At 28.3% G+C, this 18,138-nt stretch carries 17 protein-coding genes; 4 read left to right on the top strand and 13 right to left on the bottom strand.

What is annotated here, in order from left to right; translation table 11 throughout:
- Positions 1 to 35 precede the first annotated feature (35 nt).
- Positions 36 to 419, bottom strand: coding sequence for a helix-turn-helix domain-containing protein (locus tag L3X39_RS09205; RefSeq protein ID WP_237231494.1), 384 nt, complete (start codon positions 417 to 419; stop codon positions 36 to 38).
- 291 nt (positions 420 to 710) lie between these two features.
- On the opposite strand from L3X39_RS09205, the gene L3X39_RS09200 reads away from it, so the two are divergent.
- The gene (locus tag L3X39_RS09200; protein ID WP_237231493.1) at positions 711 to 1,853 is read left to right on the top strand and encodes a M14 family metallopeptidase; all 1,143 of its coding nucleotides are present in this window, start codon (positions 711 to 713) and stop codon (positions 1,851 to 1,853) included.
- A 70-nt stretch (positions 1,854 to 1,923) separates the two neighbouring features.
- Positions 1,924 to 2,403, top strand: coding sequence for an Lrp/AsnC family transcriptional regulator (locus L3X39_RS09195; RefSeq protein ID WP_237231492.1), 480 nt, complete (start codon positions 1,924 to 1,926; stop codon positions 2,401 to 2,403).
- Positions 2,404 to 2,446: 43 nt separating this feature from the next.
- Here L3X39_RS09195 and L3X39_RS09190 read toward each other — a convergent pair whose 3' ends face one another.
- Entirely contained in the window at positions 2,447 to 3,292 is an 846-nt protein-coding gene (locus L3X39_RS09190) for a cupin-like domain-containing protein (RefSeq protein ID WP_237231491.1), read from the bottom strand.
- 260 nt (positions 3,293 to 3,552) lie between these two features.
- Here L3X39_RS09190 and L3X39_RS09185 point away from each other — a divergent pair, with 260 nt between their 5' ends.
- On the top strand, positions 3,553 to 5,007 hold the full coding sequence (locus tag L3X39_RS09185; RefSeq protein ID WP_237231490.1) for an MBOAT family O-acyltransferase: 1,455 nt from the start codon (positions 3,553 to 3,555) through the stop codon (positions 5,005 to 5,007).
- A 5-nt stretch (positions 5,008 to 5,012) separates the two neighbouring features.
- Positions 5,013 to 5,966, top strand: coding sequence for a hypothetical protein (locus L3X39_RS09180; RefSeq protein ID WP_237231489.1), 954 nt, complete (start codon positions 5,013 to 5,015; stop codon positions 5,964 to 5,966).
- A 4-nt stretch (positions 5,967 to 5,970) separates the two neighbouring features.
- Here L3X39_RS09180 and L3X39_RS09175 read toward each other — a convergent pair whose 3' ends face one another.
- From L3X39_RS09175 to L3X39_RS09125, 11 genes are all read right to left on the bottom strand, one after another.
- Positions 5,971 to 7,017, bottom strand: coding sequence for a peptidoglycan bridge formation glycyltransferase FemA/FemB family protein (locus L3X39_RS09175; RefSeq protein WP_237231488.1), 1,047 nt, complete (start codon positions 7,015 to 7,017; stop codon positions 5,971 to 5,973).
- The gene (locus tag L3X39_RS09170; RefSeq protein ID WP_237231487.1) at positions 7,014 to 8,153 is read right to left on the bottom strand and encodes a GNAT family N-acetyltransferase; all 1,140 of its coding nucleotides are present in this window, start codon (positions 8,151 to 8,153) and stop codon (positions 7,014 to 7,016) included. Before L3X39_RS09170 ends, L3X39_RS09175 begins: the two co-directional genes overlap by 4 nt.
- Before the next feature lie 18 nt (positions 8,154 to 8,171).
- The gene (locus tag L3X39_RS09165; protein ID WP_237231486.1) at positions 8,172 to 10,850 is read right to left on the bottom strand and encodes a GNAT family N-acetyltransferase; all 2,679 of its coding nucleotides are present in this window, start codon (positions 10,848 to 10,850) and stop codon (positions 8,172 to 8,174) included.
- Positions 10,851 to 10,853: 3 nt separating this feature from the next.
- Positions 10,854 to 11,498, bottom strand: a complete 645-nt coding sequence (locus L3X39_RS09160; RefSeq protein WP_237231485.1) for an acetyltransferase — start codon at positions 11,496 to 11,498, stop codon at positions 10,854 to 10,856.
- Between the two features lie 24 nt (positions 11,499 to 11,522).
- Positions 11,523 to 12,131, bottom strand: coding sequence for a sugar transferase (locus L3X39_RS09155; protein ID WP_237231484.1), 609 nt, complete (start codon positions 12,129 to 12,131; stop codon positions 11,523 to 11,525).
- A 10-nt stretch (positions 12,132 to 12,141) separates the two neighbouring features.
- A complete protein-coding gene (locus tag L3X39_RS09150) occupies positions 12,142 to 12,390 on the bottom strand; it encodes an acyl carrier protein (RefSeq protein WP_237231483.1) in 249 nt (82 codons plus the stop codon).
- 3 nt (positions 12,391 to 12,393) lie between these two features.
- Entirely contained in the window at positions 12,394 to 13,890 is a 1,497-nt protein-coding gene (locus tag L3X39_RS09145; RefSeq protein WP_237231482.1) for an AMP-binding protein, read from the bottom strand.
- A gap of 21 nt (positions 13,891 to 13,911) precedes the next feature.
- Positions 13,912 to 15,012 carry a hypothetical protein gene (locus tag L3X39_RS09140; protein ID WP_237231481.1) on the bottom strand — a complete coding sequence of 367 codons (1,101 nt, stop codon included), beginning with the start codon at positions 15,010 to 15,012 and terminating at the stop codon, positions 13,912 to 13,914.
- A gap of 2 nt (positions 15,013 to 15,014) precedes the next feature.
- A complete protein-coding gene (locus L3X39_RS09135) occupies positions 15,015 to 15,620 on the bottom strand; it encodes a sugar transferase (RefSeq protein WP_237231480.1) in 606 nt (201 codons plus the stop codon).
- A gap of 148 nt (positions 15,621 to 15,768) precedes the next feature.
- Complete coding sequence (locus L3X39_RS09130; protein WP_237231479.1) at positions 15,769 to 16,704, bottom strand: SGNH/GDSL hydrolase family protein; 936 nt, start codon at positions 16,702 to 16,704, stop codon at positions 15,769 to 15,771.
- A 5-nt stretch (positions 16,705 to 16,709) separates the two neighbouring features.
- On the bottom strand, positions 16,710 to 18,053 hold the full coding sequence (locus L3X39_RS09125) for an MBOAT family O-acyltransferase (RefSeq protein ID WP_369411635.1): 1,344 nt from the start codon (positions 18,051 to 18,053) through the stop codon (positions 16,710 to 16,712).
- Between the last annotated feature and the right edge of the window lie 85 nt (positions 18,054 to 18,138).

Raw genomic sequence — 18,138 nt, 5'->3', positions numbered from 1 at the left:
AAATTTTAAAACAACAAAGCTAGTAAACAAAATGCTTAATTATTAAAGTTTTTAAAAGTTCCGTCTGAATAAAAAATAACAATTCTTTCAATTGATTTTTTGTTTTCCACCAGATCTTTATTGAATGTATTGTTTTCAAGTAGAGGAGAAGCTTCTTGTTTTTCGTCAGAATCAATTTGTTTCACTTTACCTTCTGAAGGGAATTCTCCTTTACCATTAAATAACCAATACAAATCAACTTCAGGGAAAGCCGATAGCACTTTTAAAATAAAATCTAAACTGGGCTTATTTCTTCCAGATAAAATATGTGAAATACTTGAACGTTGAACGCCAATTTTTTCAGCAAAAGAAGATGCAGATTCACCGTAATAATCAATTACTTTTTGAAGTCTTTTTACAAAATCATCAGTGTTTATCATTGTAAATCGTTCTTGGAGCATTTATGTGTTACAAATGTAATAATATAACTCAAAATATAATCTATTATTATATTTATTATTAAATTAAATATAAACTTAAACATTATATAAAAGTATATAAGTAACTAGTAAACAATAATATATGTTGATTATACCCTGTTTTAAATATTTTTGTTTACAGATATACATATTTAGCACTAAAACTGTATATAAATGTAAACAAATCATTCAATAATTATGTTTACAAATGTAAATTAGTAAATGTTTACATTTGTGACATAATAAATTAGCATGCAATTAGACGAAATAAAATCATTGTATTTAAAGCATAAAGAGCCGAGTCTTTTCCATCGGTATATAACCAATAACCATATAGAACCTTTATTGAATAATTTTAATGAATTCTTAAATATTGAAATTATAGGTAAGTCGGTTTTAAACGCTCCAATTTATGGATTGAACCTAGGTAATGGTGAGAAGCGAATTTTAATGTGGTCACAAATGCATGGAAATGAGTCTACAACTACAAAAGCACTTTTCGATCTTTTTAACACACTTTCAAGCAAACATGAAGCACTAAATATTTTGGATAATTGTTCGCTATATGTTATACCTATACTAAATCCAGATGGTGCTCAAGCATATACAAGAGTAAATGGAAACGAAATTGATTTAAATAGAGATGCTCAAGATTTATCGCAACCAGAAAGTAAAGTTTTAAGAAAGGCTTTCGAAACTTTTAAACCTCATTATTGTTTTAATCTTCATGGTCAGCGAACTATTTTTAGTGCAGGTAGTTTTAATAAGCCAGCAACAGTGTCGTTTTTAGCGCCGGCACAAGATAAAGCTTGCACTGTAACAGCGAATAGAAAAGTAGCCATGGAAGTTATTGGGGCTATGAATAATGCATTACAGGAGGTTATTCCGAATCAAGTTGGAGTCTATGACGATGCATTTAATTTGAACTGCGTTGGAGATACGTTTCAAAGCGAAAATGTACCAACCATATTGTTTGAAGCTGGTCACTTTAAAAATGATTATGCACGAGATATAACGCGTGAATTTATATACACTTCATACCTTATAGCTTTAAATTACATCTCTAATAATACAATAATCGGGGATAACTTTAATTCTTACTTTAAAATCCCAGAGAATGAAAAACTTTTTTATGATGTGATAATTAGAAACGCAAAAATTGAAAACTCCTTACTAGATATAGGTTTTTTATTTCAAGAAAAACTGGTAGATGGACATATTGAATTTGTACCTAAAATAGAAAAAATCGAGAAATTAGATGCGTTTTTCGGACATAGAGAAATTGATGCAAATGGTACGAGCGTTCTGAGTTTTGATGGCCAAAAGCTAAAAGTTGATTACGAAAACGTTTTCGTAATGATAAATAATGAGAAAATCTCATTATTTTCAAAATAAAACGTACCAATAATGTGTTATTTTTGATAAAAATGTATTAATTTTGATTTTTATTTAAGAATAATTAATTATGGGGAAAATTAAATTAGACGAAATCGATCATCAAATTCTTGATATGTTAATCGACAATACAAGAATTCCGTTTACAGACATTGCAAAAAAATTATTAATTTCTGCTGGTACGGTTCATGTGCGTGTTAAAAAAATGGAGGAAGCGGGGATTATTAGAGGTTCTTCTTTGATGCTTGATTATAAGAAACTTGGGTATTCTTTTATTGCTTATGTAGGTGTATTTTTAAATAACACCTCACAAACTAAATTTGTTTTAGAGCGTATTAATGAAATTCCATACGTAACGGTAGCTCATATAACAACAGGCAAGTTTAATATTTTTTGTAAAATAAGAGCCAGAAGTACAGAGCATGCAAAAGAAGTAATTTTTATGTTGGATGATATTGAAGGCGTTTATAGAACAGAAACCATGATTTCTTTAGAAGAAAGCATAAATGATAAAAAGCGTTTGATGCATACCATTTTTAATGAAATGTAGAAAACCTAAACTATAAATAAAGAGCCCTTTTAAGGGCTTTTTTTTATTTCTTTTCTTCACAACAAAAGCAATTATTGCGTTTGTAATAACCTCTTTTATGTAATGATTGAAAAATTCTTTCTTTAAGTATTAAAGTGTACATTTCTTTTTTCGTGTAGCCAAAGTTACTAACACTGATAGAAGAATCTAAAGCCTGAACATAATGCCACCATTTTTTTGGGATAAATAGCACATCTCCTGGTTCTAAAATAATAGTGTTAAATACAGTGTTTTTAAAGTTAGGAAACCTAGTATGGTCAAAATTATTAATATTTACGCTACATGCAATGGCTCCATATATGTGTTTGTTACTTGGGTACATGTTCTTATTGAATTCTGGAGAACAAATAATAAACATTTTTCGCCCTTTTATTTGAGCATAAACATTATTTGCGGTATCCGCATGAAAGTCTGATATGGTTCCAGAAGGCCCTATCCAAGCAGAAACATCATTAAGTTTCGTATGCTTTTCGTAAAAAGAAAAATCTAAATCTTCCTTTAATTCCGGGAAATAGTGAAAAATATTTAGGGTAGTTAAATAATCTTTTACCGTACCATTGTTTTTTTCAGCTTCTTTTAATTTTAATATATAATCTTTGAAAGAACCTTTTTTAAAACCATGGCTGTCTTGAATATAATTGTTATCTAATAATAAAATGTCTTTGTCTTCTTCAAAATTTAGAAAAAAATCTAAACTCCATTTTCTTGTAGCTCCCCAATTTTTAGCAAACCCTTTAATTAATAAAGGTTTTTGCTTATTAATATAATCCTTTTTAAATGTAATAGAATCAATTTCATTTATTACATCTATAGGCTTGCTATTTTCAACTATCTCAGATACTAAGTTCATTTAAGTGAAGTCTATATTGATTTAATAGGCTATTGTAAAAGTAGCAACAAAATTTATAATATAATCTGTAGCATATTGATATTAGTTAACTTACCAAATAATTCGATGTATATACTAGTTGAAATTTATCTTATTTAAGAAATAGGTTTTAAATTATGTTGATTAAAAGATATAATTGCAATTCAAAGAATTATTTTGCTTTTATAAAAGCATTATAGGACATTTAGTTAAATTTTTAAGCTAAAAAACCAGATTTCTTTATGGTATTTAACTCATTAGACTTTTTTATTTTTCTAGCAATAGTCTTTATACTTTATTGGTTTCTTTTTAAAAAGAGCGTTAAGCTTCAAAACATCTTACTTCTTATTTCAAGTTATATATTTTATGGCTGGTGGGATTGGAGATTTCTCTCTTTAATTTTATTAAGTACAATTGTTGATTATTTTGTTGGAATAATGATTCACTCTAGCGAATCCCAATCTAAAAGAAAACGGTGGTTGTGGGTTAGTGTAATATTTAATGTTGGCCTTTTAGGTTTCTTTAAATATTTCAACTTTTTTGTTGATTCTTGGATCGATATGTTTACAATGTTTGGCTATGAAATAAAAAGTACTTGGACATTGCAAGTTATATTACCAGTAGGGATATCGTTTTATACATTTCAAACAATGTCGTATTCGTTTGATTTATATTATAAAAAACTAAAAGAACCGACTAAAGATTTTTTATCATTTGCTGCTTTTGTTAGCTTTTTTCCACAACTAGTAGCTGGTCCTATAGAAAGGGCATCAAATCTATTATCCCAAATTACAAATAAGCGGTCGTTTTCTTATGAGCAGTCGGTTAGCGGTATAAAATTAATTTTATGGGGACTATTCAAAAAAGTAGTTATAGCTGACTCTTTAGCACCTATAGTTGATGATATTTTTGCGAATTACTCGACGTATCCTGCTTCAACACTTATTTTGGGAGTTACTATGTTTAGTTTTCAGGTTTATGGCGATTTTAGTGGATATTCAGATATAGCAATAGGAACAGCAAAACTTTTTGGAATAGAGTTAATGTCAAATTTTAAATTCCCTAATTTCTCTAGAAATGTAGCGGAGTACTGGCAACGGTGGCATGTGTCATTATCTACGTGGTTTAGGCACTATGTATATATTCCATTAGGTGGTTCTAGAGTAAGCAAATTAAAGTCAGTAAGAAACATAATAATTATATTTTTAGTTAGTGGTTTTTGGCATGGTGCTAATTGGACATTTATTTTCTGGGGTGCATTTCACGCATTAGCGTTTATTCCAGTTTTTTTAATGGGTAGAAATACTATTTATAAAAATAGTGTTGTAGGAGAGAACTCTATTTTTCCTTCATTAATAGAAATTGGACAAGTTTTATTAACGTTTTCAATAGTTACTTTTTCTAGAATATTTTTTAGGTCAGAGTCTATTACCGATGCATTTAATTTTATTAAGCGAATCACATCTAATTTCTCTTATGAAATTTACAATCATCCTATGGGCTATAGAATGATAGATTATTATATTCTTATAGGTGTTTTTATTTTATATGAATATAGAATTAGAAAAGATGAGCGTGCACCCTTTAAGTTTAAATCTAAAATAATTAGGTTTATTGTGTATACAATAGTTATATTATTGATGCTTTTATTTTTCGATAGCAATATTGATAGATCATTTATCTATTTCCAATTTTAAACGATATGAAAAAGTTATTTTTTAAAAGTTGCCTTTATGTTGTTTTAATTCTGATAACTTTAGAAATTATTGTACGGATATTTCATTTAAGTAAAGATAACCCATCTCGTTTTGTTGATGAGTTTAATGTTGAAAAATGGGTTCCTAATCAAGAAGGATATTCTGTTACTGGAAACAGACGACAAAATTTTTCCAAATTTTATATTAATAATTCTGGATATAATTCATATAGAGAGTTTGCACCAACGTTAAATAAAAAAGAATTAGCATTAGTTGGTGATTCATTTATAGAGGGTTTTCATCAAAACTACTATAACTCCATTGGAAAAAAAATTGAAAATAAATTACAAGATTTTGAAGTTTACGAATATGGTTATGCGGGTTACGATTTTGCAGACCAACTACATCTAATACATGCTTATAAAGAAACTTTTGATAAGATAGATTATGTTGTTTTAGGTTTAAAGTTTGAAAACGATTTAATGCGAAGTGAATATAATGTAGTGACCGATAGAATGCATTTAGAGTCGCCACTTTATAGAAATGCAAGAAAAATAAAACTATTGGTATATACACAAAACATAGGTGTTTTAGAACCTTTATGGAAACTAGCGGGAAGAATAGCATCCATTGGTAAAAAAGCTAATAGCAATGAAGAAAAAGAGGTTACAGAAGCCGAAATTCAATATCAACAGAACATTTATGTTGATAATTTTAAAAGTTTGATTGATAAATACGGATTTGATAAAACAAGGTTTATTCTTCTTTTAAATGTAGATGTAACCCCGCAACATTTTTTAGATTATTTAAATAAAAACAACTTTGAATACATAGATTTTGGGAATGCATTAAAACAATCGAAAAAACCTACTACACTTATTTACGATAGACATTGGAACAATCATGGAAGAGAAATTATTGCTAACTTAATTGCTGAACATATTAAAAAAAGTAATTAAAAAGCTAAGAATCATATCTGTATAATGGAAAGAAATTTGTTTTGTTATTCACGGATAAATTTTCTTTAACCAATGTATCATAAACGTCTACATTCGCAATAAACTTCCATATTTTAAATGGTTTAAAATCGTTAGAAAAAGACGATTTAAATTTAAATAATCCATCCTCAAGATTACCTAAACCGCCACCTAAATTAAAGTAAGTTTTGTTTTCTTTAGATGCTATAATTCTCATTTCATCAATTAATAATCTTATTGGTGATAAATTTAAAAACGCTTCTTTAGTACCAGATAAATGGTATTGTACAATGTTATCACTTTTTACCATTAATGCAGATGATATTATTTCGCCTGTGTCTTTCATTACAGCAAAAAGTATGTCAGTTTTATAGGCTTCGCTACTGATAAACTTTAAAAAATAGTCTTTAGTAAAATAGTAACGCTTTTTGGCATTTACACGTTCCATATTACTATAATATAGCTCAATAAACTTGTCAATATCTTCAGGAGAGTTACTTTTAATTACGTTACAATGTTTTCTACACTTATTAATATAGCGTTTAGTAGTTTTTGAGTACGCTTGGTATTGTTTATCTAAACTAAGTTTTAAATTAATATTTACAACCTTGCCAAGATTTTGTACTTCTCCAATGTTTTGTAGTACGTTATATTGATTATCTATGTAAGGATTTAATCTAGAGAATACCGAAATAATATTTTCTTTAATAAAATATTGTTGTAAAGCTTTAGAGAATTTAGAGTTGTTAAAATTAGTACTAATATTTTTTTGAACCGGCCCGGGATACCCATAAACAGAGGTTGCATCAAAAAAAACTGTATTATTTATTTTTCTTAATAACAGAGGAAAACAAATTAATTTATCATCTTCGCTGTATTTTAATAAAACAGGTTTTTCATCACTTAATTTCGATAAATAGTGGTAATCATAGGTATGATAAAAATCATGGTTACCAACCTCTTTTAAAACTTGTTCCCACTTATTCTTTTTATATATTATTTCTAAATTGTCTATCATATAAATAATACTCAAAATTGTACTATTTGAGAATTAGATTTACCAGTTATTAAATAAACTTTCGCTTGCTTAGGTTTTTCAAATACTGAAACATCCTTTTCATGTTCAATTTTTGAATACAAGAAATCAAATATTGCATTCTTTAAAAATTGATTTTCTGGTTTATTGTAATTTATTTTTATATAATCTTTTGCGTCAATATTTTTACTATCAAGAATTGTATAAGAGTCACTATAATCTTCAGTTTTTTTAAGTTTTGATTTAAAGTTTTTATAGCGTACATAAGCCAATTTATATATTAACTCTTTAAAATAAATCTTGAGATATTCTAAACAAGCGATTACTTTTAATTGAATGGATTTTTTAGGGTAAACAATATGGTGTTCAAAGTTATACACATTATTACTCCATTCACGTTTGTAACTTAAATCTCCCATACCCATTTCGTAGGTGTTATGGTTGTTGTTAATACACCATTCCAACTTTTTATAAATCTCAATATTACCTAAACTAAATTTCCCATAGTCAATATTGTATGACGACACAGAGCTAAACATTTTTCCGTTAAAATGATTGCTTATAGAAATACAAATGGGTTCGTTATTGTTCTTTATAACAAATAACGATGCTTTTTTGCTGTTAATTAAATCGAAAAATATTTTGTAATAATGCTCCCAGTTTAACAGGTTTTGACTTACGTCGCCTCTTTGTTTAAACCTTTTAATTATCATTAATTTTAGCTCATCCATATAAAAATCATAATCCTTTTGTGATATTTCACCAAAATAAAAATGATAACTTACTGAAAAACAATGCTCTAAACGTTTTACCTTTTTTAGTATTGATTTTGAATTTTTTTTAAAACGGAACTTTAAATACTCATCTATCGTCTTAAACTCATCAAGTTCTATGGCATAGCCTTTAAAAAATTGGCTTATTTTTTTTAATTTAAAGACTGTGCCATCTAAACTAGGTTGTATGTATGCAGGAACAAACATAACAGAGTTTACCTTTGTTTTACATTTATTTAAATTATAGCATGGGTTAGTGTAGACCTTGTTTCCTTGAGTATATAAAATTTCATGGTAAATTTCAGGGACATTACTTTTTTCATAATGTTCAAAGAAAAAATCCGAAACTGTTTTTTTCATTTTATTGCTATTAAACTACTATGAACTATCTTGGTTATTAAGTCTATATAGAGGAAAAAAGTAATTTTTCATTTCATCTTTATGAATATTTTCATAACCTTCAACATGACTTTGGCATAGAAAATCATATACTTCATGATTAATTATTTTTCGTCCAGTATAAAAAACTTTATCTTCATCTTTGGGAAAAAGACATTTTTTACTTTTATAAAGCCCGTCGCCGTCAGATAAACCTCCTCCTAAAACATAGTGTTTAAAGTTGTTTTTTATAGCCCACTTAATTACTTCAACTCTTAAGAAATCATTAGGTCTGTAATTGTAATAATTTGAGTCAGTACCACCTAAAAAGGCACTTAATGTTTTATTATGATTTATTATGAGTTCAGTAGATATTGCTACATTATCAACATGAACCATCGCTATGGAAAATTTTTCTAAATTGTTTAATATTAGATTTTTAAAGTACGTTGATGAAAAGAAATAGATTGACTTAGCATTATGCCTTTTCATTGTGCTTGTATAAATATTTGAAAATGTTTTTATGACTTCTTCATTAATTTCTTTATCACTATAAATTTTAAATTTGAGATTAAAGGATGAAGCTTTGCGATAGTTATTTCTAACTTTTGGCAAGAATGATTCCCATTGCTTTTCAAAATCGCTTGCTAACTTTCCTTTTACATTCAACAAGGTGTTTACTAAAAGACCAGAATAACCAGAATAATTTTCATTTAAGCTAAAACGAATAAACTCAGCTACTACATTATTTTTGTTATACCAATTATCTACTAGTTTCCAAAACGCGCTTAAATCTGAATCAGTTATTTCGTTAGAATTATAAAGTGGTCCACTGTAACCATACGGTGTAATTGCATCAAAATAATTGGTATTTTCATCATTAAAGTTTATTTCTCTAAATATTATGGGCATTAAAATTTTATTGTCATCATTAATTTTTAATAGAAAACACTTTAATGAGTTCGTGCTGTTTTCAAAATACTTTAAGTGGTCGTAGGCATAATATATATTATTGTCCCAGTTGTCTATTAATAAATCTTTATATTTGGTTATGGTTGATTCTTCATCAAGGTTAACAACTTCTAACTTATATTCCTTTTTTTCAACTTTTGTTTGGTCTAATAAATCTTTTGCCAGTATTTTTGATAATATTTTTGATATCCATATAATTCTCCCGCAGTGCTCAACATGCCATACAGCTTTGTTGTCTATAACATTTCCTGCTAGCATCGGTCCCATTATGTAAAGGTTTTTACTAGCTTCTAGTAATTTGTTAACATGAAAACCAATTTTAGAATTATTAGGCTCACAATACCCTTTGTTCATTAAATTTTTATGAAGTTGAGGTAAATGTTTGCTTTCTAAGTTTTTACTCCCAATACAGTTTATGACAATATGAAAATATTTGTCTAGAGTTTTTTCTTTTTTTGTGGCTGTATCGATATAGCATAAAGCATAATTTTCGTCTTTAGCTTTGCTTAACGTTTTAAACCTACCAGAAATATGCTCGAACTTTTGTTGTGATTTTAGATTTTCAACTACATTAGAGTAGTGCAGACCAGCACATCTTTGTCTTTTTCCTATGTCATTACCATATTGACAAGCAAAGATTTCAAGCTCTTTAGGGTCTAATTTTTCTAATAAAGCACCAAAATATTTAGAAATTGTATCGACTGTTGATGCGGGTCCTAAATTAATTTCATCGGCAACATCAAGATCTTTAAATGTTGCATCAGCTATTATTTTAGCTGTTAATTTTTTTTCCTTTTTTAGATTGTTTAAATTCTCTGGTATGAATTTGTTTTGTCGCTCATAATCTATTATTGCATCTGGCACTCTGCCTTGTGTAGATAAAAAGGTGTAAGTTATATTTTTTTCATTTTTAGGGCTTATGTCATTAATCTTGTAGAGGAGTTCTAAAGCACTGGCATTTGCACCAACAATTAATACGTTAGTTTTTATATTTTCTCTTGATTCAATAAAGTTTTTAATGTTATCTAAAATTACTTTTAATTCTGGTTTATAGGGGTTATTAACAAATAATATATTCTTTTCAGCAATTAAGTCTTTATTTTTCCACAGGTAATTGGTTGGTAGCGAGCCAATGGATAGTACAACTTTATTGGTGTCTATTCTTTCATTCTGGTTTTCTAAATAAACACCATATATACCTTTTTTCCGTTCAATATCAATAACCTCTCCTTTTATAAAGTTTACTTTTACATATCCTTTTTCGGTAAGTTTTTTAACTTTATTGTTAACCTTTAAGTTTATATAACACCCAAAAAATCGTCTAGGAATAAAAAGTTCTTCCCATCGGTTATTTTTTATATCCTTTTCATTGTCTTTTATCCATTTTTTTGATAAAATACCGCCTTCATTTTCAAATTCCTCTAATAGCCAACTTTTGTTTTCGTTTAACCACTTTATGAAATCACTGAGTTCAGGTTTTACTAAAAAGTTCCTCAACGAAGTAATTAAAAGTGTTGAAAAACCAGACCTAGAGCCGTAAGGAATACCTAAATTAAATTCCGAATACTTCTCAATAATATTGATAGATATAGGGTTGTCAATTTCGCCCCTTTTCTCAATAGCATTCAAAAAGTTAATTATACTAAAAGAGGTTGAAATTCCAGAACCAATAAAAGTTATATCTACTATTGTGTTATGTGTATTCAATTTTTAAACAGGTTTTTTTGTTTTTATAATTTTACCAGGATTTCCCACAACTGTTGCATAATCTGGTATATCTTTTATTACAATTGTTCCAGCACCAATGGTACACCATTTACCAATTTTTACTTTAGGTATTACAACTGCACCAACCCCAACATGACTTCCTTCACCAACCTCAACATGTCCACACAAAGCAGCTTTAGGTGAAATATGAGCGTAATCACCTATTATATTATCATGATCAACGCTAGCTCCAGTATTTATTATAACGTGCTTTCCGATTGTTGTGTTGGGTTGAATAATAGCTCCGGCAAAAACCACCGTACCTTCACCAATTTTTGAAGTATTTGAAATAATGGCAGACTCATGAATAGCTTTTTCGTATGTGGATTTTAAAAATTGTGCAATTTCTGCTCTTTCAGAATTAATTCCTACTGCTATTATAACTGGATCTCCTTCATGCGGAAAAGCACTTAAATCTTTTCTAGCTCCTATCGCTACATTTTTAGAAGCATAATGTACGCCTTCTGGTTTATCATCAAAAGTTTCTGTTACTATGTAATTATTCATAAGTAAAACTTCTTTAATAACCTGTGAGTGGCCTCCAGCTCCATATATTCTAACTTTCTTTTTAGAGGTTTGCTTCTCCATCTAGTTTTCTTTTTATATTTTTTATTAAATGTTATTGCCTTTCCAAACCTCCATTGTAACATTTTGGTTTGTATTTACCCCATCTTTTTTAATGACCTTTAAGATGGTTAAAAGTAAAATTCTCATATCTAAGGTAAAACTTAAATTTTTCACATACCATATATCATATTCAAATTTTTGGTTCCAGCTAATTGCATTTCTACCTTTTACCTGTGCCCAACCGGTAATTCCAGGCTTTACATTATGCCTGATTTTTTGATTTTCATTATACAAAGGTAAGTACTCTATTAGTAAAGGTCTTGGGCCAATTAAGCTCATATCTCCTTTAAGCACATTTACAAGTTGTAAAATCTCATCTAGCGAGTACTTTCTAATAAAAGAACCAATTTTTGTAACCCTATTTAAACTATGAATATCATTACTAATGTTTGGATCAATGTCTTTCATGGTTTTAAATTTTATTATTTTGAAAAGCTTTTCGTTTTTGCCTGGTCTTGTTTGAAAAAAGAAAGGTTTTCCTTTATTATTAAAAAATAACAAAACTATTATTATCAAAATAAATGGAGATAAAAATAATAAAGCAGCGAGAGCAAATAAGAAGTCAAAAATATTTTTAAAAAAATGTTTATACATTATTTTAAGTTTATGATACCTTTAATTCTGATTCTAAGCTGTCTAACAAGTCTCCAATACTATTCATATTCATCAAGTCCATGAGCTTAAATTTGATGTTAAAGTCATTTTCTATTTCTGAAATAATCATCATATGTGTTATTGATTCCCAACCATCTACATCATCGGCAGTTGTATTATTGGTAAGGGTGAAATTATTATGTTCTAATACTTTTGAAAAAGCTATTGTTACCTTTTCTAAAATGTCTTCTCTATTCATAAATTAACTTATATTAAAATGTTTTTTTAATGCTTTTCTATCAATTTTCCCATTGATACTATGTGGGAACACTTCTATAAACTCTACGTGCATTGGTATCATGTAATTTGGCATTTTTGATTTCATATACTCAAATATTTGAGTAGTATCAAAAGGATTTGATTCTATGGCGAGCCCTATTTCGGCGTTTCCTAGTTTATTATAAATATCTACGGCTACCATATTTACTTTTTTTTCAGATTTGGCCTTTGCATGATATTCAATTTCAGATAATTCCACTCTATATCCACGAATTTTTACTTGAAAATCGGCTCTACCAACATATAAAAAATCTCCTTCTTCGTCTTTTATACACAAATCACCCGTTTTATAATACCTAATTTGTTCACCATTTTCCTCTCTAGAAAAAAAACTAAGTTTGTTTCTTTCTTCGTTCTTCCAATAACCTGGTGTTATTTGTGGACCTCCTAAACAAAGCTCTCCTGTTGCACCAATAGGGACTTCTTTATTGCTATCGTCTACAACAAGATATAAGGTGTCTTTTTGAGGTTTTCCAATAGCAATAATGCCATTATAAGATTTTGTATGCGTTTCCTTATGATAAGGGTAAAATCCGCTATACACAGTAAACTCGGTAGGTCCGTAGTAATTAAAAATTTTACAGTTTGGTAAGCAGTTGCTCCATTCTTTAGCAATATCGGTATGCAATGCACCACCTCCAAAGCTACAGTACCTCACAGATTCTTCATTAATTTCATGAAAATAGGGGCGAAGGTAATTTATAATTGAAGGAACCATGGTGAGTACAGTAAGTTCCTTTTCTTTTATTAATTTAAAAATATAAAAATATTTAATGACGCCTTTAGGGATTGTATACATACAAGAGCCTGCGAGGATAGGGAAAAGGTAGGTAACTACCGAAAAATCAAATGTTAATTCAAACATTTGTAAGCATCTATCGGTATTGTTTAAGTTAAAAGTTGGTTCTTCGTCAATAGCGTTTACTAAAGCTTGAACATTATTAAATGTAATCGGTACACCCTTTGGTTGCCCTGTTGTGCCCGATGTAAATAGTATATATGCTAAATCTTCTCCTTCAATTTTTTTTGGATTTAAATCGGGATAAGACTCGGTTAGATTTAGTGGACTAATAACAATATGATTATTATAAACTGATTCTTTTGAGGAGTCAATAACATATTGTGTTTGGGTCGAGTTAAACACCTGAAGATTTCTATCTAACGGAACCTCTGGATTTACTGGTACATAAGCTTTACCTTCTAACCATAATGCTATTATACTAGCATAAGTTTGTATATCATCATTAGTAACTAAACCTATTAGTTTTTCAGTTGATTCTATAGTATTTGCAATAGCATATCTTATTTTTTTTATTTCGGTTGCAAAATCATTATAAGAATAAAACACATTATTAACACAAAGTACATTATGCTCAGAGTTATATTCTATTGAATTTTGTATGTTTTTTATAAACTTCATTTATTGCTATGCTCGTTTATTTTAATAAAAATGACCATCTCTATTGTTCAGAGAAACTGTGTCTAAAGTTAAATCTAAACTGTTGTGAGCCAATCCTTTTTTTAAAGACTTATGAGTAAAAACAGTAATAAATCTCTTTTTTATATTTTCTGCTAGAAAGGTGTCATCAGTAAATATATATCTAGCTTTTTTAATTATAAAATTCTCGATAAGAGCATCAACACATTCATCATAATCCCCTTCTTTTTCAACTAAAAAATATTTTACATTAAATTCATTATAATTAATTATATACGACAAAAAGCCTATAGTTTTATTCTCCTTTAAAATCTTCATATTATGAAGATAAATATTATTGCTTGTACCAATTTCGATAGTTTTATAACTAAACTTTTTTGAAACAGGTATTTGGGTAAATTGCTTAGCATCAAGCATCCAATTTACGTAGTCTTTAGTTTTAAGTATCAAATCATTTTTACACAGTGGTTCAATAAACCTCCATGTCGATTCGTCTATACTGTTAAGATATTCATACTTTAAATTAGCTGTGCTTTTTTTAAGTTTATGTTTATTAAATAAATTATTAATGATAAAGTAAACAGCATGGTCTAATGCATTAAAAATAAATTTAATAGGTTTTAAAAACTTAAACTTACCAATTAGCATGGATGGATCTAAACTTAAAAACAGGGTGTACCGATATCTTGAAGCAATAGTGGTAAAAGGCATTTTCTTGTAAAACGAATCTATATGTTCAGCATAAGATTTAATTACTATTTTGTTGTTTGTTAGTTTTAAGGCTTCATGAAAGGTATAGGTGCCTATTACTGTTTTTTCGACTTTAGGATTTACCCACCAAGAAACCATCCAATACACTTTTTTATCGGAGTTATTTTTTAGATTTAAAAAATCAGGTATTAATGAAATAAACGATAGTATTTGGTTGTTTTCTGAAGCTATAACCGCACAGTAGTCGTTATCGTCAATTCTTGGATTATTCAACATCCAAATTGCCTTACTTTTTGGCATTGGGGCAAAACCACTATTCCAATAAGTATTTTCATCAATGCAGTCTTTAAGCATTTTTTTGGTAAGCCCTATTACATTTAAATCGTTACTCATGATTAATTCTTACCATTAAAATATTCAGATGTTAATTCTTCAGATAGGTTCACGTCTTTCTTTTGTAATACTTTTATAAATGTTAATTTTAGTATTTTTAAATCTAGTTTAAAACTTATGTTTTCTACGTACCAAACGTCTAATTCAAACTTTTTTTTCCACGATATAGAATTTCTACCATTTACTTGAGCCCAACCGGTAATACCTGGTCTAACATTATGACGTTTTTTTTGTTCTTCATTATAAATAGGTAGATATTCAATAATTAGTGGACGGGGTCCAATTAAAGACATATCGCCAATAAGCACATTAAATAGTTGAGGGATTTCGTCTAGCGAGTATTTTCTAATAAATTTTCCAACAGCTGTGATACGATTCTTATCTGGTAGTAAATTGCCATTAGCATCCTTTAAGTTATTCATTGTTTTAAACTTAACAATTTTGAATATCTTTTCGTCTTTGCCTGGTCTCCTTTGAAAAAAAAATGGGGTGTCTTTATTTACTATTATCAAAATAATGGAAACCAATATTAAAATAGGTGACAATAAAATTAGACCTACCAAGGCAAAAATGGAATCTAATAGTCGCTTTACAAAATTTTTATACAAACTTTAAAGTTATAATTTAAATTATAATGTTGCTGCTATTAATCATTCTTAACTCAAATATATAACTATTAATAAAACTTCAGGTTTACATATGACTAAAACCGTTATTTTTAATTGTTTTATCGGTAAGTTACTCGCTCAAACTAATTTAAATACTTGATTTAATTATTTTGGAAACTGAAGATGTAAATAATTTTGCACCTTTATCATTTAGGTGTGATGCGTCATGAAATAAGTTGTATTTGTTTAAATAGTTGGGGGAATTTAAAAAATCAATAAAAATCACTTCTTTTGATTTTGCTATTTCTTTAATTTTAAGAAGTGATTCATTTTTAGTTATATCCCTAAGTATCAAATTTGGAGATGTAACGAATACAACTTTTATTTTTTTAGCTTGAGCTTCTTCAATGAAGTCTACTAAAGTATTTACAAAAATATCATCAATTACTTCCTCATACTCTTTTAAAGGTTCCCTCTTTTCTAAACTTTCAATTTTATTAGCAGTTGTTTCATCAAATAATGGACGATATCCTTTATAATCTTGTTGGGGCTTTAGATAGTATTTAATAACATGTACAAGCGTTGAATTTGTTTGATAAGATTTAAAAAGCATTTTAAAGTCAATCATACTTGAGTTTAATCTTAAAATTGGATGCAATTCGCTTTTATAATCCGAATAATAAGGGTGTAAATCAGATAATCGCTCAAATGCTATGTCCGATTTAAACAAAAAATTCTCATCAATATTTAAGATGATAATTTTAGGTGTAATTCTTTTAAAAATCATTTTCTGTAAGGCTCTGTGGAACAATAGTTGTTGCCCTTCAGCACCAGCATTATAACAACTTAGGGATAATTGTCTTTCGACCACTTCAGGGACATAATGTCTATGAGCATGTGAGCTACCAAAAATTAGTATATCATCTTTTGATTTTTTTATGGCGTAAGTCGTTCTATGAAATTTACCCGTTTTTTGACTAAAAAAAACTTCTTTCGCTATAAAGCCAAGGCCAAAGTCTATTATCATTAAAACAATTATAAATTTCAATAATTTTAGTATGGTTAATTTGATTTCTGACTTCATTATAATTAAAATTGAAAATATATAAATTGACTTTCTCCAAAAACACCTAAATACAGAATAATAAAAATTAGGCAAGAATATCCTATTAACCTTACAAATTCGATTCTGTTATTGGAAATAGAAAATAAACCATTAAAAAATTCTTTTTTAACTTCAATAATTAACAAAATGCTAATCGCTAAAACTGTATATAATGAAGCAGTTATATCATCACCACTACCAATGTATAAATTTCCTGGTTTGGTAAAGATTTTAGTTATTATTTTAAAAGCATTATCAATATTATCAGCTCTAAAGAAAATCCAAGCAAAATTTATTAAAATAAAAGTTACAAAAATACTTAATAATCCTCTTTTGTTTCTTTTTTTGAATAAAGCTTCAATTATTAAATAAATCCCATTTAAAGCACCCCAAATCACGAAAGTCCAGTTTGCACCATGCCATAAACCGCTAATTAAAAATGTTATAAATAAGTTGAATAACCAACGCCATTTTTTTGTTCTATTACCTCCTAAAGGAATATAAACATAATCTCTGAACCAAGTAGATAGTGATATGTGCCAACGTTGCCAAAACTCACCAATGGAAGCTGCAAAATAGGGGCGATTAAAATTCGTCATTAAATCAATTCCAAACATTTTTGCGACACCAATAGCAATTAACGAATATCCAGCAAAATCCCCATAAATTTGAAAAGAGAAAAATAAAGTAGCTACCAGGAAGCTTAATCCATCGTGATTTTCAATATTATTATATACGGCATTTACATATATAGCAGCTCTATCAGCGATAACTAATTTTAGAAAAAAGCCGAAAATAGTTAACTTAATTCCATTAGATAGATTTTGGTAAGTATACTTTCTAGAATTTAATATTTGAGGTAATAAATTTGATGCCCTTTCTATCGGACCAGCAACAAGTTGAGGGAAAAATGAAACAAAAGCCGCAAACCCAATGAAATTTTTTGTAGGCTTTATTTTTTCATTATAAATATCTATAGTATAGGACAACGTTTGGAATGTATAGAAAGATATTCCAACTGGTAAAATAATGTTTAGTGTCCATGAACTATGTATTGAAAAACCTAATGATAAGATCAAACTTGTAAAAGTCTCAATAAAGAAATTGTAATATTTGAAAAAACCTAAAACACCAATATTAAATATGACGCTTAATAATAGCCATTTCTTTTTAATTGCTTTATTACTAGACCTATTTAGCTGTATTCCAACGCAATAATCTACCAGTGTGCTTGTTAATATTAATGCTAAAAACCTATAATCCCACCAACCGTAAAAAACATAGCTGCTAATTAAAAGCAATAAGTTTTGAAACTTCAGCTTTTTCACCAAAGACCAATAGAGAAAAAAAACTATCGGTAAAAAGAATATAAAATCTATCGAATTAAATAACATTTATAAACAACGTTGTTAA

The sequence above is a fragment of the Flaviramulus multivorans genome, assembly GCF_021728415.1.
GTDB classification, from domain to species: Bacteria; Bacteroidota; Bacteroidia; order Flavobacteriales; family Flavobacteriaceae; genus Sabulilitoribacter; species Sabulilitoribacter multivorans.
Note: the sequence above shows the minus strand (reverse complement) of the source record. Positions and strands in the feature narration are given on the sequence as shown.